General features: G+C 38.2%; 20 protein-coding genes. 5 read left to right on the plus strand and 15 right to left on the minus strand.

Annotated elements, in window-relative coordinates; all coding sequences use genetic code 11:
• The first annotated feature begins 130 nt into the window (after positions 1–130).
• From HMPREF9456_RS12380 to rsgA, 5 genes are all read left to right on the plus strand, one after another.
• On the plus strand, positions 131–505 hold the full coding sequence (locus HMPREF9456_RS12380; RefSeq protein ID WP_006843877.1) for a bactofilin family protein: 375 nt from the start codon (positions 131–133) through the stop codon (positions 503–505).
• A 61-nt stretch (positions 506–566) separates the two neighbouring features.
• Positions 567–1,583 (plus strand): ParM/StbA family protein, encoded by a 1,017-nt coding sequence (locus HMPREF9456_RS12385; RefSeq protein ID WP_018075030.1) that lies wholly within the window; start codon positions 567–569, stop codon positions 1,581–1,583.
• Between the two features lie 20 nt (positions 1,584–1,603).
• The gene (locus tag HMPREF9456_RS12390) at positions 1,604–2,179 is read left to right on the plus strand and encodes a polymer-forming cytoskeletal protein (protein WP_006843879.1); all 576 of its coding nucleotides are present in this window, start codon (positions 1,604–1,606) and stop codon (positions 2,177–2,179) included.
• A gap of 312 nt (positions 2,180–2,491) precedes the next feature.
• On the plus strand, positions 2,492–3,271 hold the full coding sequence (locus tag HMPREF9456_RS12395; RefSeq protein ID WP_006843880.1) for a class I SAM-dependent methyltransferase: 780 nt from the start codon (positions 2,492–2,494) through the stop codon (positions 3,269–3,271).
• Positions 3,268–4,323, plus strand: coding sequence for a ribosome small subunit-dependent GTPase A (gene rsgA, locus HMPREF9456_RS12400; RefSeq protein ID WP_006843881.1), 1,056 nt, complete (start codon positions 3,268–3,270; stop codon positions 4,321–4,323). The genes HMPREF9456_RS12395 and rsgA overlap by 4 nt, the downstream gene beginning before the upstream one ends.
• A gap of 92 nt (positions 4,324–4,415) precedes the next feature.
• Here rsgA and HMPREF9456_RS12405 read toward each other — a convergent pair whose 3' ends face one another.
• The 15 genes from HMPREF9456_RS12405 to HMPREF9456_RS12475 all read right to left on the minus strand — a co-directional run bounded on the left by HMPREF9456_RS12405 (position 4,416) and on the right by HMPREF9456_RS12475 (position 26,111).
• Positions 4,416–5,369 (minus strand): hypothetical protein, encoded by a 954-nt coding sequence (locus tag HMPREF9456_RS12405; RefSeq protein WP_006843882.1) that lies wholly within the window; start codon positions 5,367–5,369, stop codon positions 4,416–4,418.
• A gap of 19 nt (positions 5,370–5,388) precedes the next feature.
• A complete protein-coding gene (locus HMPREF9456_RS12410) occupies positions 5,389–6,300 on the minus strand; it encodes a hypothetical protein (protein ID WP_006843883.1) in 912 nt (303 codons plus the stop codon).
• A gap of 11 nt (positions 6,301–6,311) precedes the next feature.
• Complete coding sequence (locus tag HMPREF9456_RS12415) at positions 6,312–7,208, minus strand: hypothetical protein (RefSeq protein ID WP_006843884.1); 897 nt, start codon at positions 7,206–7,208, stop codon at positions 6,312–6,314.
• Between the two features lie 27 nt (positions 7,209–7,235).
• Positions 7,236–8,027 carry a hypothetical protein gene (locus tag HMPREF9456_RS12420; RefSeq protein ID WP_006843885.1) on the minus strand — a complete coding sequence of 264 codons (792 nt, stop codon included), beginning with the start codon at positions 8,025–8,027 and terminating at the stop codon, positions 7,236–7,238.
• 542 nt (positions 8,028–8,569) lie between these two features.
• Positions 8,570–9,001, minus strand: coding sequence for a pyrimidine dimer DNA glycosylase/endonuclease V (locus HMPREF9456_RS12425; RefSeq protein ID WP_006843886.1), 432 nt, complete (start codon positions 8,999–9,001; stop codon positions 8,570–8,572).
• A gap of 3 nt (positions 9,002–9,004) precedes the next feature.
• On the minus strand, positions 9,005–9,484 hold the full coding sequence (locus HMPREF9456_RS12430; RefSeq protein ID WP_026177117.1) for a glutathione peroxidase: 480 nt from the start codon (positions 9,482–9,484) through the stop codon (positions 9,005–9,007).
• A 335-nt stretch (positions 9,485–9,819) separates the two neighbouring features.
• A complete protein-coding gene (locus HMPREF9456_RS12435) occupies positions 9,820–11,814 on the minus strand; it encodes an NPCBM/NEW2 domain-containing protein (protein WP_006843888.1) in 1,995 nt (664 codons plus the stop codon).
• A 165-nt stretch (positions 11,815–11,979) separates the two neighbouring features.
• On the minus strand, positions 11,980–13,110 hold the full coding sequence (locus tag HMPREF9456_RS12440) for a glycan-binding surface protein (RefSeq protein ID WP_006843889.1): 1,131 nt from the start codon (positions 13,108–13,110) through the stop codon (positions 11,980–11,982).
• A 32-nt stretch (positions 13,111–13,142) separates the two neighbouring features.
• Positions 13,143–14,849, minus strand: coding sequence for a RagB/SusD family nutrient uptake outer membrane protein (locus tag HMPREF9456_RS12445; RefSeq protein WP_006843890.1), 1,707 nt, complete (start codon positions 14,847–14,849; stop codon positions 13,143–13,145).
• Between the two features lie 18 nt (positions 14,850–14,867).
• Entirely contained in the window at positions 14,868–18,122 is a 3,255-nt protein-coding gene (locus HMPREF9456_RS12450) for a SusC/RagA family TonB-linked outer membrane protein (protein WP_006843891.1), read from the minus strand.
• Between the two features lie 203 nt (positions 18,123–18,325).
• The gene (locus HMPREF9456_RS12455) at positions 18,326–19,882 is read right to left on the minus strand and encodes a DUF4434 domain-containing protein (protein ID WP_006843892.1); all 1,557 of its coding nucleotides are present in this window, start codon (positions 19,880–19,882) and stop codon (positions 18,326–18,328) included.
• A gap of 28 nt (positions 19,883–19,910) precedes the next feature.
• Entirely contained in the window at positions 19,911–20,921 is a 1,011-nt protein-coding gene (locus tag HMPREF9456_RS12460) for a GRP family sugar transporter (protein WP_006843893.1), read from the minus strand.
• Between the two features lie 6 nt (positions 20,922–20,927).
• Positions 20,928–22,484 (minus strand): ADP-ribosylglycohydrolase family protein, encoded by a 1,557-nt coding sequence (locus HMPREF9456_RS12465; RefSeq protein ID WP_026177114.1) that lies wholly within the window; start codon positions 22,482–22,484, stop codon positions 20,928–20,930.
• A gap of 37 nt (positions 22,485–22,521) precedes the next feature.
• On the minus strand, positions 22,522–24,705 hold the full coding sequence (locus tag HMPREF9456_RS12470) for a DUF4434 domain-containing protein (RefSeq protein ID WP_006843895.1): 2,184 nt from the start codon (positions 24,703–24,705) through the stop codon (positions 22,522–22,524).
• On the minus strand, positions 24,702–26,111 hold the full coding sequence (locus HMPREF9456_RS12475) for a sialate O-acetylesterase (protein ID WP_006843896.1): 1,410 nt from the start codon (positions 26,109–26,111) through the stop codon (positions 24,702–24,704). Before HMPREF9456_RS12475 ends, HMPREF9456_RS12470 begins: the two co-directional genes overlap by 4 nt.
• Between the last annotated feature and the right edge of the window lie 2 nt (positions 26,112–26,113).

The following is a 26,113-nucleotide window of genomic DNA, read 5'->3' on the forward strand; positions in this document are numbered from 1 at the left end:
TTGTCCCCTTTTTGTCCCACTCCCTTTTTTAGACCTACTAGATGATTATACTCTAATTTAGTGCTAGCAATTATTTATCCCAGAAACATCCCTATTCTTTATATATACGAAGATAAGTGAATAGTATATCATGATAAAAAAACAAACAGAAAGAAACGATCAACCCGATGATCTAGCCTCTTTAGTACCGACAGTAATTTGTGAAAAATTTACTCTTCGAGGCAATATAAAGCAAACTCGAGCGATTCGTATCGAAGGTACTATAATAGGAAACATTGAACAAGCTGAAACGGTGGTAATAGGAATGACAGGGACAATAAGAGGAAATGTGAATACAAAAAAACTTATTGTCTTTGGGCATATCGAAGGAGACATATTGGCTACCGAATCTGTACGAATAAAGTGTTCGGGACAAATAACAGGGAGAATCAACACAGAAAATCTGAGTATGGAAGAGGGTGCTATGTATGAAGGCGAAATAATAATGAAGCCATCCTCACTATAAGAAATATATAAAACATATAACGCTATTATTTTAATTGTTAAACACTTTTTTGAAAAAACCTATGTATGAAATCCAATCCTTTCCGAGTTTAATTGAGATCAACAACACAGTTCTATCCCAAACCTCTAAAGATTTACTTCATGGTCTGAAGATTCAGCACAATGACAAATGGTATATCTGTGGTGATCTAGCCTTGAACGAAGGACAGTTACCTCATAAGCTGATAAACTCCTCTCCTGATGATATCGATTATCAGCTTCTTGCCAAAGCATCAATCCTGCTAGCACAGGACAAGATAGAACAACCGCTAACAATTACAACAGGCTTCCCCTATTCAACCTATTATATTTATAGAGATAAAGCTGTTGAATTCTTCAAAAAAACACACCTACTCGATTATGATGCATCAACCCACAATGCAGGGAATAAAAAGAAAGTTGTGCTGGATGTGCAAAGAGTTGAAGTCATTCCCGAAATTGTAGGATGCACAATTGCAATACGAAAAGGACAGCCCAATGTTTCGGGAAGTTTTTTTGTATTTAGTTGCGGCTTCGGCACTTTCGAGTCTATCTTAAGCACCGATTCGGGAATCGTAGAACAGGCAATGGTAAGTACACACGGAATCCGCTATGCTGTAAATCTGATGATCAACGAACTGAGGAGTAAATATTATCTCGAGTTGAGAAATATAAATCAGCTGGACGATGCTTTTCAGCGAGGATATATCTTCTTAAATCGTCAGAATGTTGATTTAAGAGAAATTCGCAAAAATGTTATCCAGACATACTATCAAGAAGTCATATCGCCCAATCTACGGAACATTATCAATGACTCCAACCTAGTGAAAACGAATCGGATATACTTATGCGGAGGTGCGATGTATTATCAGGAGTTGGTAGACTGTTTTATTGCAGAATTTGGACACTTCACAGAAATAACGGTATTGGATAATCCGGAAACACTCGCTAGCAAAGGATATGCTCTCAACTCTTTACGCCTCAGTGGCAGAAAAAGCTCGGCCCTTGGGATTGATATAGGCAATGCAACTACCGTGGTGACAAATTTCATAGGTGAATAGTATAAATAGAGAATAAAAGAATGTTTTTCATCAAACGAAAAAAAGTCAAACCTATAGAAAAAGAAACAGCAGAAGAAATAGCTGTATCAAATCAAGATAAAGTTGTTTTAGGTGCATTTTGCTTTACAGGAATGCAAAAAGGAAACTTTTTTGTAAAAGATAGGGCTATAGTAGATCCTGCTGCTACTGTTGATGGAAGCATAACGGCTACCGATTGCACAATCGGTGGTTTGGTTAAAGGGAATGTATTTTGCTCAAACACCTTACAGCTTAGCAGTTCGGCAGTTATAGAGGGCTCAATTATGGCGAAAAAGGCTATTTTGGAAACGGGATGCAGAATTAACGGGTCGGTATCATTCGCTCCAAAAGTAGAAGTTTCAATGTTAGCTATAAAGCTTATAGAGGCTGAAAAAATTATAGCAAACAAAAAGATTTCTAAAACTCCAGAGCTTCTTACAGAAGAAGCGTACATACCCCCAAAAAGCCCTCCTATACCTGAAACAATGCCAGTGGGTAAAGAACAGAAAAAAATAAATACACAAAAGCCTGAATCAACAATAGCTCAATCCGTAGATAATGCTAATAATTGGTGGTAAGTGAATTTTTTAGTAAACATTAGGCGAAAAACTTTGTTCCGGAGTGATCTTATATTAAATCATCACTTCCGGAACAGTTTTTTTATTTATAATTAAATATTTATATATCTTTGCCGGATGACTAAGATTTTACAGAAATCGGATTTGGTATTGTAAACAATCTGTCCTTTCAAAACAGATTGTCCTTTCGTTTACTCTCAAATAAACCTTTTTGAGAGGAATATTCATATTATTATAATTTAATTTTAACCTGCGTACATTAGTGCTACAGCATTGTCATGTTTGTATATGTGCGCTAATACAAATAACGAAATGAATAACGAAAATAAAACAATTCACGATTTCGATTTTAATTTAATCTGCGAGTTTTTCTCTAGCATGGAACGTCAGGGCCCCGGCAGTACCGATGCAACGCTCACCGCACTTCGCTTTATTGACAACCTAACCGACAAGTCCCTTATTGCCGACATTGGCAGTGGTACAGGAGGACAAACAATGACACTTGCCAAGCATGTTGAAGGAAAGATTACTGCACTGGATTTATTCCCCGACTTTATCGATATTCTAAATCGTAATGCAAAGCAGCTAGGCGTACAAGATAGAGTGAAAGGAATTGTAGGCTCAATGGATAATCTTCCTTTTCAGCATGAGGAGTTAGACCTGATTTGGTCAGAAGGTGCTATTTACAATATTGGATTTGAACGAGGGTTGAACGAATGGCGTAAATATTTGAAAACAGGAGGGTACTTGGCTATCTCCGAGAGTTCATGGTTTACAGACGAACGTCCGGCAGAAATAAATGATTTCTGGATGAATTCATATCCTGAGATAGATACGATCCCCAATCAGGTAGCCAAAATACAGAGGGCGGGATATCTGCCTGTGGCTACATTTATTTTACCCGAAACGTGTTGGACGAAGTATTACTTTGCACCCAAAGCTACTGCTGAAGAAGTTTTCATGAATAAATATGCAGGAAATAAAGCTGCTGAAGACCTGGTTGCGTCTCAACGCTACGAAGCGGAATTATACAGCAAGTATAAAGAATTCTATGGCTATACATTTTTCATCGCAAAAAAGATAAAGCTATGATCGATCTAAACACTTATGGCTGGAGCGATAAATTAAGCCAGCTAAAACAAGAATCAGTCCATAAAGCGTTGCCTCACGGACGGGTATCTATAGTCCATCGGACATGCTATGAGGTTATCTCTGAGAATGGAATATTCCAATGTGAACTGACCGGAAATATGATGTTCGGTAGATCAAGCTTCGATTTGCCTTGTGTGGGCGATTGGGTAATTTTTCAGCCATTCGATGACCAGAAAGGAATTATAGTTGATATGCTACCACGTGAACGGACTTTGTTTCGAAAGAAAAGTGGAACAGTATCTGACAAACAAGCCATTGCTTCGTACGTTGACAAAGCTTTTATTGTACAAAGTTTGGATGATAATTTCAATGTCCGTCGGGCTGAACGTTTTATGGCTCAGATAGAGGAAGGAAACATCAGCCCCATACTGGTACTCAACAAAGCTGATTTGGAGTTTGAGAAGGAGAGTATAAGCAACGCTATCAAGCACATTGGGGATCGGATGCCTGTATTGTTTACGAGTATCCACCAGCCTCAAACAATTATTCAGCTACGAGAGTTTATCGCAGAAGGAGAAACGGTTGTGTTTGTCGGCTCTTCGGGTGTTGGGAAAAGTTCTCTGGTGAATGCACTTTGCGAAGAATCAATATTGCTAACCTCTGATATAAGCTCATCTACAGGAAAAGGAAGGCACACATCAACACGTCGGGAAATGGTATTAATGAAAGGATCGGGAGTACTAATTGATACTCCGGGCGTTCGAGAATTTGGATTGGCTATTGAAAATCCGGACTCCCTTTCGGGAATGCTTGAAATTTCTGACTATGAAGGGTTATGTCGTTTTAAAGACTGTGAGCATACAAACGAACCAGGCTGTGCTGTCTTAGAAGCAATAAATAATGGGACATTAGATCGTAAAGTTTATGAAAGCTATCTGAAACTAAGGAGAGAAGCTTGGCACTTTTCTACTTCGGAACATGAAAGACGTAAAAGAGATAAATCTTTTTCGAAACTAGTAGACGAAGTCAAGAAGCATAAAGAAAATCTCTAACATTCAATTTAAATAATGCAGGCATTGTAAAATACCTGCATTATTTTATAAATATAAAAGTTAAGAGATTAATCTCAATAGGGAAATACTCTTTATAGTTTCCAAAAAATTAAACTGGTTCTCATTGGTGTTATCTGTAAAGGTGCGGCTCTGGGATACCCCGTATATATACCGGATGTTGTAGTGGCACCAATACGAAACGAAATCTTGTCTCCTTTATTTCCACTAGCCGTAAGAGTTAGCGTAGTAGTCAACTGACTGGCTGTGGGATAGGCTGTCATATTTATCTCTGCTCCGTCTTCAAGAGTAACGTTCGAAGGTAAGTTATCGGCAGGCGTGAAATTATTGTCGCCTTTGAGTGCCCACAAATACAACAATCCCCTGTACCTGTTAGAAGCAGCATTGGCCGATTGATCCATGTATAATCTGAAGGAGAATACATAAGATCCGGTTTCGGGTAAAGTAATAAATGGTTCGTTCGTTTTGCCGGTAGCGGGATCAGCCCAAAGTAAAATTCTCGAACGAGCAGGTCTCTCATGGGCTTTTGAATTTGTTTCGGGCTGTACACGATTACCCGACGCAACCCATAAATCTCTTCGCTCGATAACAGACGCAACTTCTTTTGTCTGTATTTCATTCCATTTATTATTGAAGAAGGTATATAAACCCGGTTCAAGTCCTATTCCCGGATTGTTGGTAGTATTATAAACTATCATTCCAGCTACAGGGTTGGCTACAGTAATATTGTCAGTAACACTTTTCAAAGCTATTCTGTTTGGTAGAAAAGCACTCTTAACTCCACCTAGTTGCAACTGTAGATTCGAATTATCTTCAGGAATAGCACCTACACCGACAGTCATACTACCCAAAGACGAATTGACTGACAAGTCATCCTTTTTTTGTGCTTCCTGTATTGTACCGCTTTGAGGATTGTTCGCTGCTCCATCGATATGCAATGCTCCTTTAGGGTTTTGTGTTTTTATTCCGACCTGCCCATGAACATATAAAACACTTAAGCTGACAATCAATAATATTATTATTTTCATTTTTTCTGATTATTAAAATTTACTGTATCTTCCAATATACAAAAGTGGTTCGGTTTGCCTCATTTTTGTTAGTACTACCACGAAGATCCCAATTCAGTGCGCCATTCCTACGTCCTATCTTTATAATAATTTCATCATTTACTCTAAGATAGGGCGTGTACATTATTGGAAAGTAGGTGTTATTGGAGCTGCTGCTGGCAGCTTTGCCTACAACCATATCGACCCTACTCAATAAGACTTCGTTATCAGCTACTTTCTTAAACAAGTACAAATAGTAATCATCAGCTACCTGCCCCGTATTATTGGTATTACTGGCAGTTTTCATACTTCCGTATAGCCTAAAAGAAAATATATATATTCCTGCATCATTTATAATAATGCTTTGATCGAGAGGAAACAGATTTGCACCTGCTCCTGTAGTTATGTTTGTAAGGGGGGTGGCTGATACATTAGAAGCCAACGCTCCGATTTTTGAAACAGTACTTGTTCCACTGTCTTCATAGTCGATAAGCCTTAGCCATTCATTATTCATATTCAGATAAGTACCCGGGCTGACATCATCTTCCTCCGACCCTGCGGTATTTGTATTGAAAACGATCATTCCATCATGCGGAGAGGGTACAGTATTATTATCCGATGCCGACTCCAAAGCAACTCTATTGAGAAGCAAAGCTTTATCCGGGGCATTCAATTCGAGGGATGCTTCCTTATTCAAAGGTTCGCCGCCTATTACAAGATTTGCTTCGTTATTTGCATTCAGCTTGAATATTAAGTCATCTTTTAATTGACTACCGGTAGGGGTGGTCGAATTATTCTTTAGTACATCTACATTAAGAATTCCAATCGGATTTGCAGTGCCAATTCCTACCTGAGCCGTACATGTGCCTGCTAATAAAATAGCAAGGAATAAAAATTGTATATACTTATTCATTTGCTTCTTTTTTAGATTTTGAAAAAGACAATTGAAGTTTCTCCCGGCTTTAAAGTCCACGAAGGAGTACCTTCATATGAAGCAATCCGTACCGAAATCCTTTCTCCCCGATGAGCATCAAATCCTAAAGTAAGCGGATATGTGACACCCCCGGTTCTGCTTCCTTGCGAAAAGGCGGTGGGGTCTATTTCGGCTATATCTAAGACTTTATCTACAGTCCCATCACTTTTTAGTGAGACGGCAGCAACATATATCGTCATTTTCTGAAAGGATGAAACAGAGGGTATAGCCCCTGATAAGGTAAGCATCATAGCATAAGCTGCATCCGACATTACTTCTATATAATTGGTAGGGGTAGATGCACCTACAGCTACGAGATTTAAAGGGGCAAAACCGGCTGTCCCGTTTGCGGAATTATATAACTTTGTAGTTGGCAGAGTCAGCTCAGAATAAAGTGTATATATCTTCGTCTGCCTGTTGCTTGATTCTGTAAGACAATACATCCATTTATTTAGAGCACTATTGAAAACATATAAGCCGGGGATAACGTTATTGGGCACCTCTCCTCCTCTAGCCGTATTATAAACAACCATTCCGTCCACAGGATTTTTAATAGGATTACCTGCTGCATTTCCCCGAGCATCAACAAGGGCTACAGAGTTAGGAATAAAAGCTTTATTATTGGCTCCTAAACTAACCGAAGCCGAAGGGTGTTCGACATCATTTATTGAAACCGAAAGTCCGTCACTACCATCACTACCTACCAAAACTCCTTTGTTGTCGGCAGGCAATGTTAGGCTTTTTATATGCAGTGCGCCTTCGGGTGACACAGCATTGATACCAACTTGAGAATAAAGTGAATAAGCACTAAAAACGAAGAGTAGTCCACAAAAAATTATTTTTTTCATTTCGAATCTATGTTGAGTTTTCATTCACTATCTAATAAAATATGATCCCGAGACAACAATTATGTCATTGGTTACAATTGTTCCCATATTCATAAAGGTTCCTACACTCTCGCTTACATTTTGAATATAAATATTTCCATCGAAATCAATTGTGGACTCTGCTGTAGTTGATATATTTCTTGCAGGGAAGTTCACTAAACAATTTATATTCATATCACTCTGACTCGTCACTGTTGTAGAAGCAAAGGGTTTATATGTATCTTTATCTGTTCCGCTTGATATTTCAGCTATCTTCTGCGAATTATGAGCAGTATTCCAAACACTAATATTTGCTCCTATTCGTTTTAGTTTGACAATAAAGTTAACAGCTTTACCATAACTTCTAAATTCTTGGCTTATTATCGACCAGCCGCTAGTAGCCTGCCAAAGATTAGCGAGTACCACATCAGGTATTTCAATATCACCAGCTCCTGATCCTACTCGTATCCACTGAGTTCCATCATTATAGTAACACCCTTCGAAAACGTCGTCATCTATATCTTTTGTGTTATATACGAGCATTCCTTTAACATGCTCATTAAGTGGGCTCTTATTATTCAATGCGATCAGCTCAACACGAGGGAGTAATAGACCTTTTGTTGCTGTCCCATTACTATTTTCTTTCAGATCGAGCAACGCATCTTGATGCGGAGAAACACTAGTACCGATTGTTACTTGCCCTTGTATGTGTTGCGGCATAAAAAGTAGAATCCCAAATAGTAACAACACTCCGGACACTGTCCATCCACGTTGTTTTTGATTAAAGTTTGTTTGTTTCATGTAGTTTAACTGTTTTTTATTTATTTAATACTTCGAATCTTCCTTATAAAATCTGAATGTTCTGGGTTACATTTCAAACCACGAAGAAAATAAAGAGTAAGACAATTCATATATCTCATCAATAAAGCATTAAGGTTTTCCTCTTAATAAGCTTACTTTAGGAACACGATTCGGGTAATAAATGGCTGCAGAAACAACCAAATGCAAAAAATAAAACTATTTGTTTACAATTATAAAATCATAAACATTTAGATATAAATGCAGAATCGTCGAAAAGAGATTGCGTTAGATATTACGAACTCTCTAAAAATAGATTTATAGTTTGCTAAATAAGTAGAAAAAGTAATGTTATAAGCATAAGTTATTTTTGATAGTTTTGTCTTTATTGATAGTTTTGTCCTTTGGGTGTAAAAATAGTACTTTTTATAAGACAATATGACAATTTTATATTATTTAACAAATATGATGTTTGCTTTTTAAATGAGATATTATTGCAAAGGGTATAAAACTTCCAGTAGATCTGTTAAATTAACTATTTAACATCATACCACAACTTCCCATTCCTCAACGTCTCCTTCTATTATTTTAAACAAAGGGTGTGGATTTAAGTTAGCCAATATTGGTAATTTATCTAACAGATCGGGGCTTCGTTTTTGAAGTTTTCGCCTCAGATGTTCAAACTCATATTCCAACTGCCCTTTTGTGACAGAAATTGGTCGTATATTTTCAACGAGACGTATCTTTTCTTTCCTGTAATTATAGTTTCGCCTTACGGCCTCTTTATATATTTCGGTAAGAAAGGCGTCGATATAAAGAGTGGGATCGGGGCTATTCTTAAAGCGGATTAGCTGAGGATGATTCGTATACCCTTTCGTATTCCCTAAAAGCACATTCTTGGCTAATAACCCTTCACGCCAAGAAGCATTAAGCCCTGCCGAGTCAAGATACATCGGATGTAAAGACCATAGTCGCATATATTATTTTTCTAATAGTTTTTCGATAGTGCCTGAGATTTTTGACGGATTGGTTATCGGAGCATAACGATCAACGATATTCCCTTCCCTATCAATCAAAAATTTAGTAAAGTTCCATTTTATAGAATCACCTAAAAAACCTTTACTATTTTCTTTCAGATATTTATACAGAGGATCGGCACTGTCTCCGTTTACGTCAATTTTCGCAAAGGTGGTAAATGTCGTTTTATACTTCATCTCGCAAAAGGAGGTAATCTCTTCATTTGTTCCCGGGGCCTGTTTTCCAAACTGATTGCATGGAAAGTCCAATATTTCGAAACCCTTATCTTTATACTTAAGATATAAATTCTGCAAATCTTTATACTGCGGAGTAAAACCACAGGCTGTAGCAGTATTAACTATCAGCAGAACTTTCCCTTTATAGTTGGATAAAGGAACATCATTATCTTTACTATCCTTTACGGTAAAATCGTATATATTCATAATTCGTTCTTTTACCATATACAACAAACTCAACCGCTTTTAGATTAAATTATAACAAGTTTTAAAATATAATTATTTTAATAACCGTTCTCTTTCTTCCCACATATATAACAAAGCCGATTTCAAAGCCTGCTGGGATGACTTCGGATTAAAACCGAGTTCTCTTCGGGCTTTAGATATATCAAAATCCTCTTTACACTAAAAACAAAGTAAATCTCGACACATGTTATATACTGTTTAAAACATTACAGGTTCCTGCATAACTGCAGAAACCTGAATGTGAGAGTAAGCAGAAGAAAAATATCTACACTCAATTATTTTGTATTAATCAGCATCTATTTTTTAGGCGTAACTTTTACAAACTTCACTCCATGATATGGAATATCAGCTTGAAATTTATTTTTAAAATTACCTAAGTCCTTTTGCCGCCAAAGGTCTCGAACAGTTACTTCACCCTGAATACCAAGCTTAGAGAAATCTAATTGCATTTTATAAGTCTCATTTTGTATTGCTTCTGCACTATCCTGATCCCACAGGATGAAATACGGATCTACATGAAAAAGACCTACAGCATAAGAACCATCATATAACTTCTTATACCAGACTTGTCCATTTTCTGTCATAATTTTAACGGCAGGAGCGACAAGAGGATCTTGATCGACAGCAATAACTTCTCTGTTTGTCAGCAGATTTAAAGTAAAGTCATCTATATTCGCCATATCGCAACCGATGAGCAATGGAGCAGAAAGTATACTCCAAAGAGAGAGATGTGAATATTGTTCATCGGCTGTCAGATATGAGTCGTGAACCTTTTCTCCCCAACCTTTTCCAAGCTTACCTATTACCAGCATGTCGGGGTCATTGTACTTGCCGGGCGCTGTTGCCGGAGCACAAACATCCTGAAAGAATCCGATCGCTGTAACAACATTCCACTCATCGGTAATGTCACGGGTAGTACGCCACTGATTACCTCCGGCTTGTTCTCCCCAGTTCCATACATTGGGTGCTCCATAGCCAACACAGTAGACGATATCTCTATTTACTTTGTCCAAAGCTTTTCTCATCACGATATATGGCTCCTGAATTGATTTTTCTTCAGAATCTTTCTGTATTTCCAAGTAACCGCAATGGTCATATTTTAAATAATCAACGCCCCATTTCTCCCATATTTTTGCATCGATCTCCTCATGCTGATAGCTTCCTACATGACCACCACAGGTTATATGTCCGGGCGAAGAATAAATACCGAACTTTAATCCTAAGGAATGGATATAATCGGTTAAGGCCTTGAAATTAGGGAATTTCTCATTTGATAGGATTTCACCTTGTTTTGTCCGCTCTTTGGCTTCCCAACCATCGTCAATATTAACGTAAGTCCATCCGTATGCATGTAATTTATCATTCATCATTCGGGCGGCGTCACGTACTTTTTCGTCATCTACCGATAGTCCCCAACAGTTCCAGCTATTCCAACCCATGGGTGGAGTTAAAGCGATTTCATCTCCAATTTTAAAAAGAACCTCTTTTTCATCGCGCCCTTTATCATTGCTAGCTTTTAGCAATACTTTATATTCTCCTTTTGTTTTTGCTTTACCTGTAATAAATCCTGTTGTCTGGTCTAGCTTTAAACCATCAGGTAGCCCTGATGCCTCAAACGTCATCGGACGCTGACCTGTAGCCATTATTGTCCATAAAAATGGATTACCGGGACGAGCTCCATAAACCAGCGGATTGTTTATGATTGGATGTTCGGGCGATTGAGGTGTTAAAATATATTTCTCTTTAGAAATAGCTTTAGGCCATGCAGGAATGGGTTTTACTTCGCCTCGTGTAGTCACTTTCACATTGATCCAATCTGCATGATCGTACATGATGCCATCTCCACATTCTTCTACAAGTAGCAATACCTTATCTATTCCTGTCAAGTCAATATTAAATTCTTGAATAGGATCACCTTTCTTCACAACACCGCTTTTCCAAAGCTCTTTACGATCTCCTATAATCTTGAACTGAAATTTTCCCGCATAAAGATTATTATCATCAGCTCCAGCCAGTCCGGATATGGATAATGCTTTACCATCCAAATCGAAAAGCATACGTCCGATTGAATGCGCCCCGATACCTCGTTCGTAAACCACTCCGTTTACGGTTAGAGGAGTCCATACTACAGATTTATTAATTTGAGGGGTTCCCCAGTCTTGCACATAACACGAGCTAGAGCCTAGTTCATCTATCCATACTTCTTTTATGGGACCATTATTACAAGATTGTATACTCAGAAAAACTGCCATTATCGCAGCCAAAAGTGTGAAGTTCCTTTTTTTTCTCATTTTTATGTTTTTCTAATATTATAAGTTATTCATAGATGTAGGCAGTATCTGTTTTGCCTGAAAACATCAGAGGCGATGACGATCGCATCATCGCCTCTGAGCAAACCAAATTTATCTACCTGCAATAAACTTTAACCACAACTAAAAATCTTCAATAATTTGTAGTCAATCACCTTTTTTGCATACCCGTATGTTATCAAAAGCAAAATTACGCGCTATACTTTGATCTATTTCAATCCTCATATTGAAGGAATGATAGTACATATTCTCCTTATAGGTATCAGAATAATTTCGCTTGAAAGGTAACGTAATAGTTTCCCAGCGGTTGAAATTCTGGAATACAAAATCAGAAGGTTTCCATTCCATTGGTGCAGCATCCCAGAAGAGGTAATTGAAGAACTTAATCTTACCATCAACAAACTGGTTGGCGGTATAAAACTCACATTTTATAACATACTGATCCGAATGATCTAACATGTCGTCTGTTAGGGGCGTATTCCCTATTTCTATTATATACCACCAGCTACTCCAAGCAGACTTTTCATTTATATGCAAGTAATTACCACTCAATCGGTTTTTATCTTTCGGATCGGTAACTACATTGGTCATACTGCTTGGTACACGATTATCAAAGTCTACAATCATACATTCGTTGTCATAGTATCGTCCCGGACAAGTAGACTCTATCTCATATTTTAAAGACTTCACCTTTACTTTGATATTTTTATCTACATCAAGAGGAACTCTTGCTGTCAGATAGTTATTCGCCGATTTGATCACATTCGATGATTTGCCATTGAAATCAACTACAGCACTTACTGAATCAATTTCATAAAGATTAAAGAAGTCTCCATAAATCATGATTGTATCACCCGGCTGTGTATATTCATTAAACATACGAACAAGCTTAAGGTCGGGAGCAATAGTCTTTAGAGGATAGTCTTGACGACCCAGTTTATTATAAATATAAACCTTATCAGTAGGCTCAAGAGATAGTTTAACCGGCACCTGCATATACAAGACATCCTTCTCTGTATATACTTCTACCATATCAACTTTAGATTCATTCACATAAATAGAATCTATATTATGAATATCCAATCCCGTTCCATGAATAGCGATAAAATCTCCTAGTTTGGCTTCGGTAATCGGGGTGTTCAGATCATTTATTGTTGTTATGCCTGATATTTGAATTGCAGTAGCATTATTTTCATCTTCCGAACATGCTGTAAAAAACAATCCGAGAAGCAAAGCTGCACTCAAGCATAAGCTTTTGATATTAAATATTTTTTTCATTGATCAACTTATTAATAATTAATAAATCAGAATTACCATCCAGGGTTATTCCTATCGATATAAGGATTGGTATTTACAACATCCAAAGGAAGTGGTAATAAAAGATGTTTCTCTTCACGACGTTTAATAACATCATTCTCGTCTGTTACACCAATAGCATTCATCACTTGCAAATAGATACCCCATCTCAATAAGTCGAATCGGCGAATACCTTCAGCAGCAAACTCTTTGGATCGTTCTTCCAAGATGTAGGAACGGAAAGATTCTTTTGTAAATGGAACTTTAGCATTACGAGCTGAAGCGGTTGTACTATTGTTTCTTGCATTGAGCCAACCTATCTTTTCAAAAGCATCGGCAGTCGGGCCATTCAGTTCATTATCAGCCTCGGCATAGATCAACAATGTTTCAGGATAACGCATGTAAGGCCAATTCCAATCGGAACGTGTACCATCCAAAGGAGTAGTAATTGCGGCAAACTTCAAGAGTTTAGATCCATAAGTTACAGCAGAATTAGCTACTACATCACTTGGATCATAGCCTTTTTCGCCTTTGCGTACATATACACTATCACGCTCAGGATAAAACTGATAGGTCATTTTTCCGGTCTGTTTGTTATAAGTAGTAGGAATACGGTGCATTACACCCCAAGTGATACGTTCATCGTTCCAATCATCAAACAATTGCAACCAGTGATCTCGCTGAATATAGTAACCACTCGACCATTCACCATTATTTTCAGGTTTAGGATAACCCAAATAGTCAGATGTTACATAGTTATAGAACAATGTTCCGTCTGAAGAAACAGTCTGTAAACAAAACTGGAATTCTGGTCCATTCTTATATCCTGCACTCCATAGTGTTTCTTGATTTGGAGCCAGACTAAATTCTTTTTCAGCAATAACCTCTCCCGCTTTTTCCTTAGCCAAGCGGTAATACTCTTGAGAATCAAAATCTTCGTAACCTGCTACCAAATTCTTTTGGTGTGTAATAGGAACAGGCATCAAGCGAGATGTTGTTCCATCAGGATTTGTCTTCTTTCCGGGGCCACCTTTCACTGTTATCTGACCACTCTTCATAGATGCAGAAGCAATAGTAGCATATACCTTAGCCAACAAAGCCTTAGCAGTACCTCGGCAAACATGTCCCTGTTTGTATTCAGAATCTGTACGTGGCATCAAAAGCTGTTCGGCTTCCAATAGTGTTTCTATAATATGCTCATATACTTCTTTTACCGATGAGCGAGGCAGCTCTATCGCATTACCTTCCGATATCGATATTTTATACAACGGAATTGGTCCATAAAACTGCACCAGATTGAATTGTGCCCATGCCTTCAGGAAACGGAGTTCGCCCATAGCATTTTTGCGTGTTTTGTCGGGTACGGAAGTCATTTTACCAACCAAAGAGTAATGATAGTTAGCTCTATGGATAGTCTGAGAGTAATATTTATAGAAATTATTATTTGATCCCTCATCATAGAAGTTTCCGGCTCCGATAGAACCAAAAGCCCATGTAGGTCCTGATTGGTAATCAGTATCAAAATTCACAATGTTATGATAGTTTCCCCACTCGAAAGGAAAATGCAGAGTATTATATGCTCCAGCAACTAATTCTTCATATTTTCCCGCAGCAACCAATTTATCGTTAGAAGAGAATGCATACACTTCTTCATCCAAATCGCAAGAGGTCATCAGAAACAAACTTGTCACACAGATGCCCAATATTTTAGTAAGTTTCATATTCATAATTTTTTTTATTTAAAAAGCTAATTGAACACCCAAATTAAATGTACGGGCACTTGGATATGAAGACATATCTACACCCCTGCGTGTAGGATCACTACCAAATGCATTTACATCCGGATCATACCAATCATATCCCGAAATAGTAAACAGATTGGATACACTAGCTACCACATTGAGATATTCTATGTATTTTACAGGAGATGGCCATCTGTAACCCAAACTGATATTCTTACAGCGGAGGTATGAACCATCTACAACATAACGGTCTGACGCTTTCATAGAACGGGTATATGTTCCATCGGCACGAGGCCATAGTGCATTATCTCTATTGTCTGCTGTCCAACGATTATCCCAAACAAATTTCGGCATGTTACCTGAACCTGCCACATCAAAGCTTCTTAGGTTGGTATTCAAAATATCATTTCCTTGTGTTCCTTGCAGCAAGAAACTGAACGTCCAGTTCTTATAAGTTAATGTACTTGTCAAACCATATTGGAAATCAGGATTCGTATTTCCTATAATCGTTTTATCGCGTTCGTCAATCACCGGATCATCATCCATATTCTTATACTTAATCTGCCCTACTATACTCTTTATCTTAGAGTCTGAGTATGACTGTGTTTTATAATAAGGATCGGCACGAACCTCTGCTTCGTTGTTATAAAAGCCGTCTTCAACATAACCGTAGATAATTCCAATAGGCTGTCCGTTTCGTCTCAGGAACATACTTTCCATACCCCATACTACATCTGAGAACTGATCGGCATTTAATCCTCCGATTACATTCTTATTAAATGAGATATTAGCATCCAAAGTCCACATCCAATCGGATGTTTTTACAGGCATAAAGTTTCCACTAAGCTCGAGCCCCTTGTTTACTACATTTCCATAGTTACATGCTAATTCGCTGAATCCGGAACTGGCATCTATATATCTGTATTGAAGCAGATCGGTAGTTTTCTTATAATAATAATCTGCTGTTAGATTAACCCGGCTGTTGAAGAAAGATACATCTAATCCCAAGTCATATTGATTTGTAGTTTCCCATTTGAGATCTACAGCAGCAGGTCCTCCCCAACGGTCTTCTGCCATACCCGATGTTTGGGTACCATCAAAGGGATAGTTCTGGAAGGTAAAGCGAGAACGCGTTGCATATGCATTGATCCCTTGATTACCTGTTTGCCCCGCACTCAAACGAAGCTTCAGATTGTCAAAGAAATTTAGATTCTTGATGAATGCTTCTTCTCCCAAACGCCAAGCAATAGCTCCGGAATAAAAGTTAGACCAACGGTTTTGTAGAGCAAAGCGGCTCGATCCATCACGACGATATGATGCTGTAAACAAATATTTATCTCTCAGGTTATAATTACCACGCACCAAATAAGACATTAACTGGGATTTCCATTTGCCACTACTTATTTCTCGGTCTTTAATACCTGCGTTGATATCATTATCTTCGGTGTCATCCGTTGGATAATTTTTACTACTCATCGATTTACTTTTACCCATCGATTTTTCATAAGTCATACCCACCACAGCATTAACAGCATGTATGCCAAATGTCTTATTGAATGTAAGCAAAGACTCGGTGGTAAGACCTTCGTAAGCACTATCGTCTTTTCTTCCATAACCATTTGTAGGAGATTGCCCTGCTCCTGTCCATCTGTTGTAATACTGATTGCGCTCATAAGAATTGTAACCATATCCCACATTCTGACGGAATTTTAACCAATCTGCAAAAGTAACTTCTGCAAACCCGGATGTGTATACAGCTAAAGATGTCAGAATATTTTTTTCAGTATGAGCTGTTAGATAAGGATTAGCCAAACCGCTTGAAAAGTCTTCAGAGAAACCAGAGTCAGCTTCAGGATCAAAAACGGGACGAGTAGGATTAAATCCAATAGCTGATTCAATTACTCCATAATTTTCACTGTTGGTACGAGCCAAACGGTTATCTGATTTAGAGAAAGTTATATTATTTCCTATCTCGATCCAGTTATTTATTTTGCGTGTATTATTGGCACGTACATTGTAACGTTTGTAATAAGAGTTAACAATAATTCCTTGTTGATCCAGCATTCCCCCTGAATACATAAAAGAACCATTTTTATCACCACCTGAAACACTCAAGTTATACTCCTGACTAGTGGCAGTATGAAATATTTGATCTTGCCAGTTTGTACCATAAAATAATTTACCATCCTGATTTCGGTCATACCCATTCCTAAAGTCATCAGGACTTGGCAGATACTCTCTCTTTATTACAATTTCTTGACCTGTAATAGGGTCTTTGCCTTTGGTTTCTGACCAACGTCCCGGAATTGGATAAGGAAGATTGGCAGCATCAACATAGCTTTTGCCATCATACAGATAGCCATTGATAACCAACTCATTTCTGTATTCGGCATATTCGGCAGCACTTAGTACCGGAATTTTTTTAACGGCAGACGCTACATTAAAATTAGAGCTGAATACTACTTTTGTTTTTCCTCCCGAACCGGACTTAGTAGTAATGATAACAACACCATTTGCAGCACGAGATCCGTAAATAGCGGTCGCTGATGCATCTTTCAACACCTCAATAGATTCAATATCATGGGGACTGATCATACTTAACGGGTTGTTTTTTTGTTTTGTTCCATAGTCGGTTTCAGGTGCCTCACCTGTAGTGAAAGGGATACCGTCTACAATATAGAGAGGTTCGGTACTTGTAGTAAATGAGTTAGCTCCACGAATCTGGATACTAATCCCTGAACCGGGAGCACCATCTGCTTGCGATACAGAAACTCCGGCCATCTTACCTTGCAAACCCTGATTGATACTCACCGGATTTGTTCTAAGTAATTCATCGCTTTTCAATGAAGAAACGGATCCGGTAAGGTCTCTTTTCTTTACTGCACCATAACCGATAACCACAGTTTCTTCGAGCATTTGGCTATCTTCTGTCAATACAACATTAATGGTATTTTTACCTTTTATAGCTACTTCTTGCGTTTGATAGCCTATAAAGGAGAAGATAAGCGTTCCGTTCTTGGGAGCATCAATCGAGTAACGTCCGTCAATCTCTGTGATTGTCCCCACATTTGCATTTTTTACACGGACCGTAGCACCAATAACAGGACTCCCTGATTCATCAGTAACCACACCTGTAATTTTTACTGATTGAAGAGCTTCTGATGTAGTAGCCTCCAAACTGTCCGGAACAAATATCAGTGCTATAATAAGCACCCATATGATTCCAGATATAGAACCGAATAGTCTTTTCATAGATTTAATTTTATAAAATGAGGTTTTTCACTGTATTAAAAGAATTCTCATAAAGTCTCGAATTTACCTTATAGATTATTAGTAAATTTTACACTATTAGCCTGATTCTATTTAATAGTTTAATAGTTCAATGATTTTTTCGTTTCGTATTTGTATGGGTGACTTCTTCCCCATACCGTGGTTTTTTCTGAGACATTCATACTTTATCTGATTTTCGGATTAATAAATAATTCATCAACATATACTTTCTGAGGGGCGTCGAAAGCGACTTTGATGTATCGTGCATTTTCATTCAATTCGTCGAATAGTACTCCATCAATCCAAGCATCATGCTTGTTGTTTGGGAAGTATGGTGCGTCTTTGATAGATGCGAGTTGATATTTTACTCCATCATTGGAGGTGAAGACGTAAACTTTATATGGTGTTCCTATTTCCTCCTGATTGTAGTTGAGGCTCCGCATCAAGATTTTTTCAATCTTGGTTTTGTTCTGCAAATCCACAACTATTTCGTGATGTCCTTTTTCAAATTTTACCCAACGGCTATCCAAGCTATTCTCTTCTGCAACTTGTCCGTCAAGGAGATTTTTCAATCTTGTATCATCTATCATTTGAGGAGTAGCTGAGTTTTCCAACTTTTCTTGCAAAGCCGCTTCAAATAGCTTCCAGTATGTGCTACCGTTTTTCCATGCCATATAATTATTATATAGTTCGTTAGACCAAACAGGCTGACCTAACTGAAAGGGTGATTTTGGATCTTCGATAATACCTCCAAACATGAATGAAATAATCTTATCGACATGGGCGGAAGATGCTGCAACTTGCTGCGACAGTAAACGGGAATAAGCTGCGGGAGTCAAGGCTGAATTACGGTCATTGGTTTTTTCCTCCCATGTAAAAGTTTCACAATTAGCCCAAAGTTCTATATTCAATCTATTGTGAATATCACGCATCCTTTGCCAGTTCTTTTTCAATCGTGGAAGTGTAAACTTGTCTCGTACGCATCCCACTTCGTCCTGATAGGCAATGATATCCACTTTGAGTTTTGCCAATTGCTTCTCATAATCGGGATTATCGAATTCGGATAGTCCTATTCCATAGGGAGAAATCAATGTTTTCTTTCCGGGTGTCAATGCGTTTGCTTTTTCTGTCAATGTATTCACAGACAGTACAGCATGTTCGGCAAATATCGGACATAAGCAATCTTCTACAGGCAAATACCAACCGTAAAAAGCTTTATGATTTTTGTATAGAGTTGCCAGTTCTTCCATTATCTGAAGCTGACGTTTTTTAATCTCTGGGTCAAGCAAATTATCATCCTGATCTTTTGCCCATCCTGTGCTCATAAATACTTTCATGTTATGCTTTGCAGCTTCATCAAGGATGGCTTCTACGGGACTCTTTACGCTCTTATCGTACAACCAAGGCATCAGTTTTGATGGATAATAGGCTTTACCTTCATTGGCTACCTCCATAAAGACTAAATACTCAATACCCATAGCCGACAATTCTCGTACTTTAGCTTCCCATAGCTTAGGGCTGGTATTATCAAAATTTTGAGGATTTGTATATTTGTTCCTAACATCTTTATATGCTAAATTTATCCACGTACCGATAATAGGTTGTACACCTACAGCTGCTTTATCATTTTTCTCACTTTTTTGTTTATTGGGCACACCATTATCTGCATGTAATGTGTTACCCGGCAGTATCGCAAGTATTGCCAGTAATGCAATTACAACTTTACAAAAATTTTGCCTCATAATAGTTTATATTATATTAATAAAAAGTTTAATTACCACCAGATAAAATTATCAGCACCAAACCTGAAATAAAGAGAATCAACATCACTGTGAGTAATAGGTTGATAGACTTTGGTGCTCCTTTAAATTCCTTCCATACAAATAGTCCCCACAAGGCTGCAACCATTGTTGCTCCTTGCCCCAGTGCGTAAGATATGGCTGGTCCTGCTTTTCCTGCGGCAATATAACTGCACGCAGTACCCAAAGCCCAAATACCTCCGCCAAGAAGACCTATCAGATGGGTTTTCATATTGCCTTTGAAGTATTGGCTAAATGATATAGGCTCGCCAACAAATGGCTTCTTCATGACAAGGGTATTGAATAGGAAGTTGCTGACAAAGATTCCTATTGCAAACACAAACAGAGCTGAATAAGGAGTCAGCATACCACTGGTTGGAACCTCCAAATTTTCAAGATCCATAGACGCTGCAACAAAACGGTAGAAGAACGACATCAGTATACCGGCGCAGATAGCAATCACGATTCCTTTTTTTCGAACGCCCTGATCTGATGAAGCCTTGGCAACCTTGCTTGATGCAAATCCATTAAAGATGATAGCCAAAACGATCAGAAATACTCCTAAAAATAAAACGACAGGATCTCCCTTAGGTGTACTGAAATAATTGACAAATACCCCTAATACCAAAGCCAAGCCTACACCTACCGGAAATGCAACAGACATACCGGCGAGCGATACAGACGATGACAACAGTATATTAGAAGCATTGAATATAACACCCCCAAGCAACGCACTCCAGAGATAGTCGGGGCTAGCCTGCAGCAAATCTTCTACAAATCCTCTTCCATTTTCACCGAAACTACCTAATGTTAGTCCCCATACCAAAGAAAAGAGAAGTATACCGATAACATAATCCCAATAAAACAGCTCGTACCGCCATGTTTTAGCCGCAAGTTTTTGTGTATTACCCCAAGAACCCCAACAAAACATTGTCACCCAACATAAGGCTACAGCTAATCCATAATTTTCAACAATATACATAACTGCTTATTTATAGGTTAATTGATTCGATTGATCTGAATAGATAAGAGCCTCTCCGAAATAGACCTGTGCATCATTGCGTGGATTAAGCCACTTGTAACTTACATTGTGTGTACTCTTTGGTAATTGGTATCTGTGAAATAGATCTACTCTGCGGTTATCTATAGAAGTCGCTTTTGCCACCGGGAGATTTGCTGTTTCAATCAGATTTCCATCTATATACATTTCTACTTTCGCTACATACGATTCATCTGTGCATTTCACATAACCTTTTTGGACAAAACCGATCCCATTAAAAGTAAAATCAAGCTTATCTTTTAATGTTGCATTAATTTCCATTTTTTCAACAGGGAAATGACCTTCGAAAGATTTTTCATATTTTACAGCGACAGGTTTCTGAGTTTTAATCGTGATTTGATTATTTTCTACTTTACCACCTTCTTTTTCGATTACCTGCAAAGCGTGTTTTAGACCTAGGTCATACAATTTGTTCAATGATACATCGGTATATGCAAATGGTCTGTCTTGTATCTCAGAAAGGCTTTCTTTCCAAGATTCAGGAATATTGGAATACCCCAAAATTGTACCTAAAATTCCTGCTGCCGTTGCTGCATTACAATCAGAGTCTTGCCCGCAGCGAGCTGCGATATCCATTGTAGAAAAGAAATCTTTCTTGCCGTACAATAAACCGATCAAGACATAAGCGCTGTTGATTTTTGCATCAATATTAAAAGGCAAGAATACTCCATCGGGACACCCCACTTCCGAAGACCATTTTTTTTGGCATTCAAACCATGTTTGTTTCCAATCGTTCGGATATTGTTTGTGCCAGTTTATAATGTCTTTCATGCAGAGATAGAAGTCGCTCTTTTCGGGAATCGTTTTTAAAGCCTCAGTCACAATAAACTCCACATCGTCTGAAACAAAAGACATAGAATACAAAGCCCCGGTATATACTCCTCCATACCATCCATCTCCGTAGGTAAAAATATGTCCTACCTTATCAGATATCTCTGATGCCGCATTGGGCATTCCGGGAGTCATTAAACCGGCAAAGTCCGCTTCAATTTGATAATCAATATCATCTGCATGCGGATTGTTCAACCAATGTCCCGACAGTGGTGGCATAATACCTTGTTTGATATTATATCTGGCCACCTGATTGGCATGCCAAAGAGGGAACTCTGTATTGGCAAAACTGACAGCAAATGAATCGGCAGGTGCTTGTAAACCTAAACGTTCAAATACATTAACGAAAATAATATCTACATATAGATCATCATAGAGTCCCGGGAAAGTATCAAAATAATGCTTCACCCTGTCCTTCGACCATTTAATCGGAGTATAATCCTGAATTATAGTGCCGTTGTGTATAAATTCCACAGGCCCTCCGTACGTGCAGCCAATCGTTTTAGCTGCCCAACCTCCTTTTATTTTGTCTGCCAATACCTCTTTGGTCATAGAGACCTCCGATGGAACTGAGGACTGAGTAACAGCAGAGCTACAAGCTGTTGCCAATCCAACAACAAAACAAATGCAGATGAGAAGAAGTGTGTTTTTCATAATTTCAATCTTATTCATTTAAGAAATTAATATTTAATTATTTTGCTTTATTTTTTTCAGATTCGTCTTCCATAATATTGTAAGTCGAAACTTCGTATACATTGTTTACATTCCCATCCTTATCGATGAAAGACAGCGGAGTTCGGGTTTGATATATCTGAAGTTTCTTTATCAACACGCCATCTCTATAAATATTAAACCCATCTACAGACTTAAATTCTGTTGGAATCCATTTGATTTCGATTCCGTTCGACACTTTCTGAAAGCTCACATTAGATACACTTTGAGGTTTATTTATTATAGGTAGTTTGCCGTCTTTACAATACTGTAAATAAGCCTGATGGTATTCCGGGTTTACGACATAAGGACTATTATAGTGACTGTATGCAAAGCAGATAATATTACTTACATATCCATTTACAATATCTAGTTGCTTCTTTACACGTGTAAGTGGTGCACTTGTCCAATAACGCTGATCGAACGTTTCTATATTTCCCCAAAACTTCAGACCCGGTTTACTATTGACTGCTTCCCTCAGGTTTTGGAACCATTCTGATAAATTATCAAGATTGAGACCACCAGCTCCAACACAATCTTGAGGGGAGAAAATATCTCCGATTCGAAAATGTGTTTGTTCGAATACATTTTTCCACATTTTCGAATATTCCTTAGCATCTCCGCCTACCTTATGATTCATGAAAGGGGATAGCATAAAAGGCATATCGGGTGTAATCTTAGTAAGGTAATCTAAGTTTGTATTTAATGCCTGTGCCAAAATGGACTGACGCTCTGCTGTCATACAATTTAAATTATCAACCTCCCAAACCCAATACCAACCATACATGGCATCGTTATATTTTTCTTTATATAAGGCAACCAGTTCTTCAGCCACTTTATTTCCTATCTCCATCTGCCCAATCAGCCAACTCGCATCATAATCGACTTTCCACCATCTGTCGTTAAAATTCAACCCGACAAATACTCGTATCCCATTTTTTTGAGCACTACGAAGGCAATTCTCTAATGTATTATTTTGGTTCTTTTTAGCTGTTAGAGTAGAAGGATAAGTGGAAGAAACCTTACCTTGTTCATTTGTTAGCAATGCCGGCGCATAAATAAGGTATTTCATTCCGCCTTCTTTAAGCATCTGCATCTCCTTGTCCCAACGGCTATCATCCCAATTGAGAACAAGCGATTCTTGTATAAAAGAACCATTAAAATGAGGAATACCAGAACCTTCATTCTTTTGCTCGAATGTATAGTGGGTGTAAGTTCCTTTAAGGTCTCTTATGTAAGAGTCGTATCTGGCTTCGTTTTCGAACAGATTAATAACACGCACTCCTCTACTAAGAGTTTCGGTGTAAGCCGCAGGGTAACCTGTTTTGCGTCCAAAAGCGAGTGCTATATTACCGTTTAAGTCAACCATATAATCATTGTTATGGTCGTGTCCTACAAAGACTCCAATCACATCTTTCTTTTCGATAAAAGAGGAAAACAACCCGGAGTTTACATTTGATGCGGCTACACCTTCTTGCTTTTCACCAAATTCGCGATATGACCATCTTGCAGTTTCATGCTCTGTCAATGGTATATGAAAAAAAGCCAGCGAAGGAAGCTTGTGATTATTACGTTTGGTAAACTCATCACTTGTTTTTCGATACCAATCTATCTGGTCGTGTTTAATCCAGTCATAGTATCCGAAGGACCTATCACTTGATAAGTTATGAGAGTCTAACAGATAGAGTACCCATTTTTCAGACCGTCCGTCAGAAGACAGAATAGGAAGCGCGCAGTTACCCGATCCTGAAAGCTTTCCCCCTTCTGCATCATAAGTCAGGTTGTAAGGAACAGTGCGCAGGTAATTTAGAATTTCAGATTTAGTCATATCTGTTTCATCATCATGATTTCCGAAGGTTACGGCAAAAAAGGTTTTCTCTTTGGCAAAGAGATCTGCTAGCTTCGTCCAAGCCTGTAATGCGCTCGATGACACAACAATGTCCCCGGTGAGAATAACAAGATCCGGATGCTCTAAGCGAATAACTTCTCGAATCAAGTTACAAGTACTGTCATTTTTGTGCTTATAAGATTCACTTTCTACCCAGTGTAGATCTGTTAGTTGTACAATTTTAAATTTACCGTTGTTAAATTTTAAATTTGTAACCTGTCCGAAACCTGAAAAGCATATTAGCCAGCTAAATATAAAAAGTATATATTTTTTCATTTTTTTCTGTCTGTTCTAAATGGCGCCAAAGGCAACCCGTTAATATCAAATAAATTGGGGATAGCATCATTCGCAAAGCAGTAGCGCACAGCTATGGGTTCTTTTATTTTGGAAGAGGATACACTTATCTCACCACTCTTCTCTATTTTTGCATCAGCAGGATATATATTTCCTTCTTTATCTACAACTTCGAAATTTCGTATAACTTTATCTTTACAAGTAAGTTTTCCGATGGCAGTTGTAGCCACAACAATTTTATTCTTTTCTATACGTATCGAGTCTAGTTGAGGTGAATAAGGTTTTATGTCTTTTTTACCATAAGTTTTATATAGCGCCATATTTGCCAAGCGCACTCCGACCTGTTTTTTCAAACTCGGATGTATATCTGATATATCGTTTACCAGATCACCAACAACAACCATTCCTGTATTTTTTAGTGTAGCTGCAACATCGGATTGTTGCTCTCGCAGATAAGCCGCATTTTTGTCTGCATAACCATTCCATGGAGCTATTTGCACAAAATAGAATGGAAGGTAACGATGAAATTCGTTTCGCCAGCCTCTTATCATACCATCAAGCAATGTACCGTAACTTGCAGCACGTTCGTTATTCCCCTCCCCTTGATACCAGATGACCCCGGCAATGGTATAATTTTTAACAGGATGAATCATTGCATTATAAATAGAAGAATTTGCCGTAGGTGTCCAACTCTCAGGATGTTGCTTTGGTGATAGGGCGTATAACTCTTTCTCATGGTTGAAACTGAATTGATCGATCCACGGCTCTATTGAAGTACCTCCCCAGTATGAACCGATGAGTCCTATCGGGATATTTAGATTTTCGTTAAGGTGTTGCCCAAAAAAGAAAGCAACCGCACTAAAGTCTTTATAGGTATCGGGGGAGCAAACGACCCATTTTCCTTCAATCCGTTCAACCGGATATTTGGATGTAGCTTTAGATACTTTAAAGAAACGCAGATTTTTATTTTCTATCGCTTTTGTAATATCTCCCGCATCTAATACAGGATAACTCATCAAGTACTCCATATTAGACTGCCCGGAGCATAGCCAAGTTTCACCCATTAAGATATCATTAATCTCCCTCTCCAATTTGTTTTCCCAACCATAGAAACGAATACTATGCGGACCTGTGAGATCCGGAGTTTGTATATAAGCTTCCCATGCACAATATTCGTTCGACTTTGCATGTATAGTGTCTTGTGGTGCCCAGCTACATACAATTTTCAAATCCCATGCACCGGGACACCATCCCCAGAGTTTTACCTCCGAGTTGCGTTGCATTACAGCATGATCACTAATAATAGATGGCAATATAAATTCGGGGGTTTGTCCCCAAAGAGAAGTGAAAAACTGAATTGAGATTATAATTGCAAATATTCGTTTCATAT

The sequence above is a fragment of the Dysgonomonas mossii DSM 22836 genome, from assembly GCF_000213575.1.
GTDB classification, from domain to species: domain Bacteria; phylum Bacteroidota; class Bacteroidia; order Bacteroidales; family Dysgonomonadaceae; genus Dysgonomonas; species Dysgonomonas mossii.

Coding starts and splice junctions, on each gene's coding strand:
- HMPREF9456_RS12440 (WP_006843889.1), bottom strand. CDS start 13,110: ATGAAAAAAATATTTAATATCAAAAGCTTATGCTTGAGTGCAGCTTTG.
- HMPREF9456_RS12385 (WP_018075030.1), top strand. CDS start 567: ATGTATGAAATCCAATCCTTTCCGAGTTTAATTGAGATCAACAACACA.
- HMPREF9456_RS12470 (WP_006843895.1), bottom strand. CDS start 24,705: ATGAAAAAATATATACTTTTTATATTTAGCTGGCTAATATGCTTTTCA.
- HMPREF9456_RS12465 (WP_026177114.1), bottom strand. CDS start 22,484: ATGAAAAACACACTTCTTCTCATCTGCATTTGTTTTGTTGTTGGATTG.
- HMPREF9456_RS12410 (WP_006843883.1), bottom strand. CDS start 6,300: ATGAATAAGTATATACAATTTTTATTCCTTGCTATTTTATTAGCAGGC.
- HMPREF9456_RS12460 (WP_006843893.1), bottom strand. CDS start 20,921: ATGTATATTGTTGAAAATTATGGATTAGCTGTAGCCTTATGTTGGGTG.
- HMPREF9456_RS12475 (WP_006843896.1), bottom strand. CDS start 26,111: ATGAAACGAATATTTGCAATTATAATCTCAATTCAGTTTTTCACTTCT.
- HMPREF9456_RS12420 (WP_006843885.1), bottom strand. CDS start 8,027: ATGAAACAAACAAACTTTAATCAAAAACAACGTGGATGGACAGTGTCC.
- HMPREF9456_RS12425 (WP_006843886.1), bottom strand. CDS start 9,001: ATGCGACTATGGTCTTTACATCCGATGTATCTTGACTCGGCAGGGCTT.
- HMPREF9456_RS12455 (WP_006843892.1), bottom strand. CDS start 19,882: ATGAGGCAAAATTTTTGTAAAGTTGTAATTGCATTACTGGCAATACTT.
- HMPREF9456_RS12450 (WP_006843891.1), bottom strand. CDS start 18,122: ATGAAAAGACTATTCGGTTCTATATCTGGAATCATATGGGTGCTTATT.
- HMPREF9456_RS12445 (WP_006843890.1), bottom strand. CDS start 14,849: ATGAAACTTACTAAAATATTGGGCATCTGTGTGACAAGTTTGTTTCTG.
- HMPREF9456_RS12415 (WP_006843884.1), bottom strand. CDS start 7,208: ATGAAAAAAATAATTTTTTGTGGACTACTCTTCGTTTTTAGTGCTTAT.
- HMPREF9456_RS12390 (WP_006843879.1), top strand. CDS start 1,604: ATGTTTTTCATCAAACGAAAAAAAGTCAAACCTATAGAAAAAGAAACA.
- rsgA (WP_006843881.1), top strand. CDS start 3,268: ATGATCGATCTAAACACTTATGGCTGGAGCGATAAATTAAGCCAGCTA.
- HMPREF9456_RS12405 (WP_006843882.1), bottom strand. CDS start 5,369: ATGAAAATAATAATATTATTGATTGTCAGCTTAAGTGTTTTATATGTT.
- HMPREF9456_RS12395 (WP_006843880.1), top strand. CDS start 2,492: ATGAATAACGAAAATAAAACAATTCACGATTTCGATTTTAATTTAATC.
- HMPREF9456_RS12430 (WP_026177117.1), bottom strand. CDS start 9,484: ATGAATATATACGATTTTACCGTAAAGGATAGTAAAGATAATGATGTT.
- HMPREF9456_RS12435 (WP_006843888.1), bottom strand. CDS start 11,814: ATGAGAAAAAAAAGGAACTTCACACTTTTGGCTGCGATAATGGCAGTT.
- HMPREF9456_RS12380 (WP_006843877.1), top strand. CDS start 131: ATGATAAAAAAACAAACAGAAAGAAACGATCAACCCGATGATCTAGCC.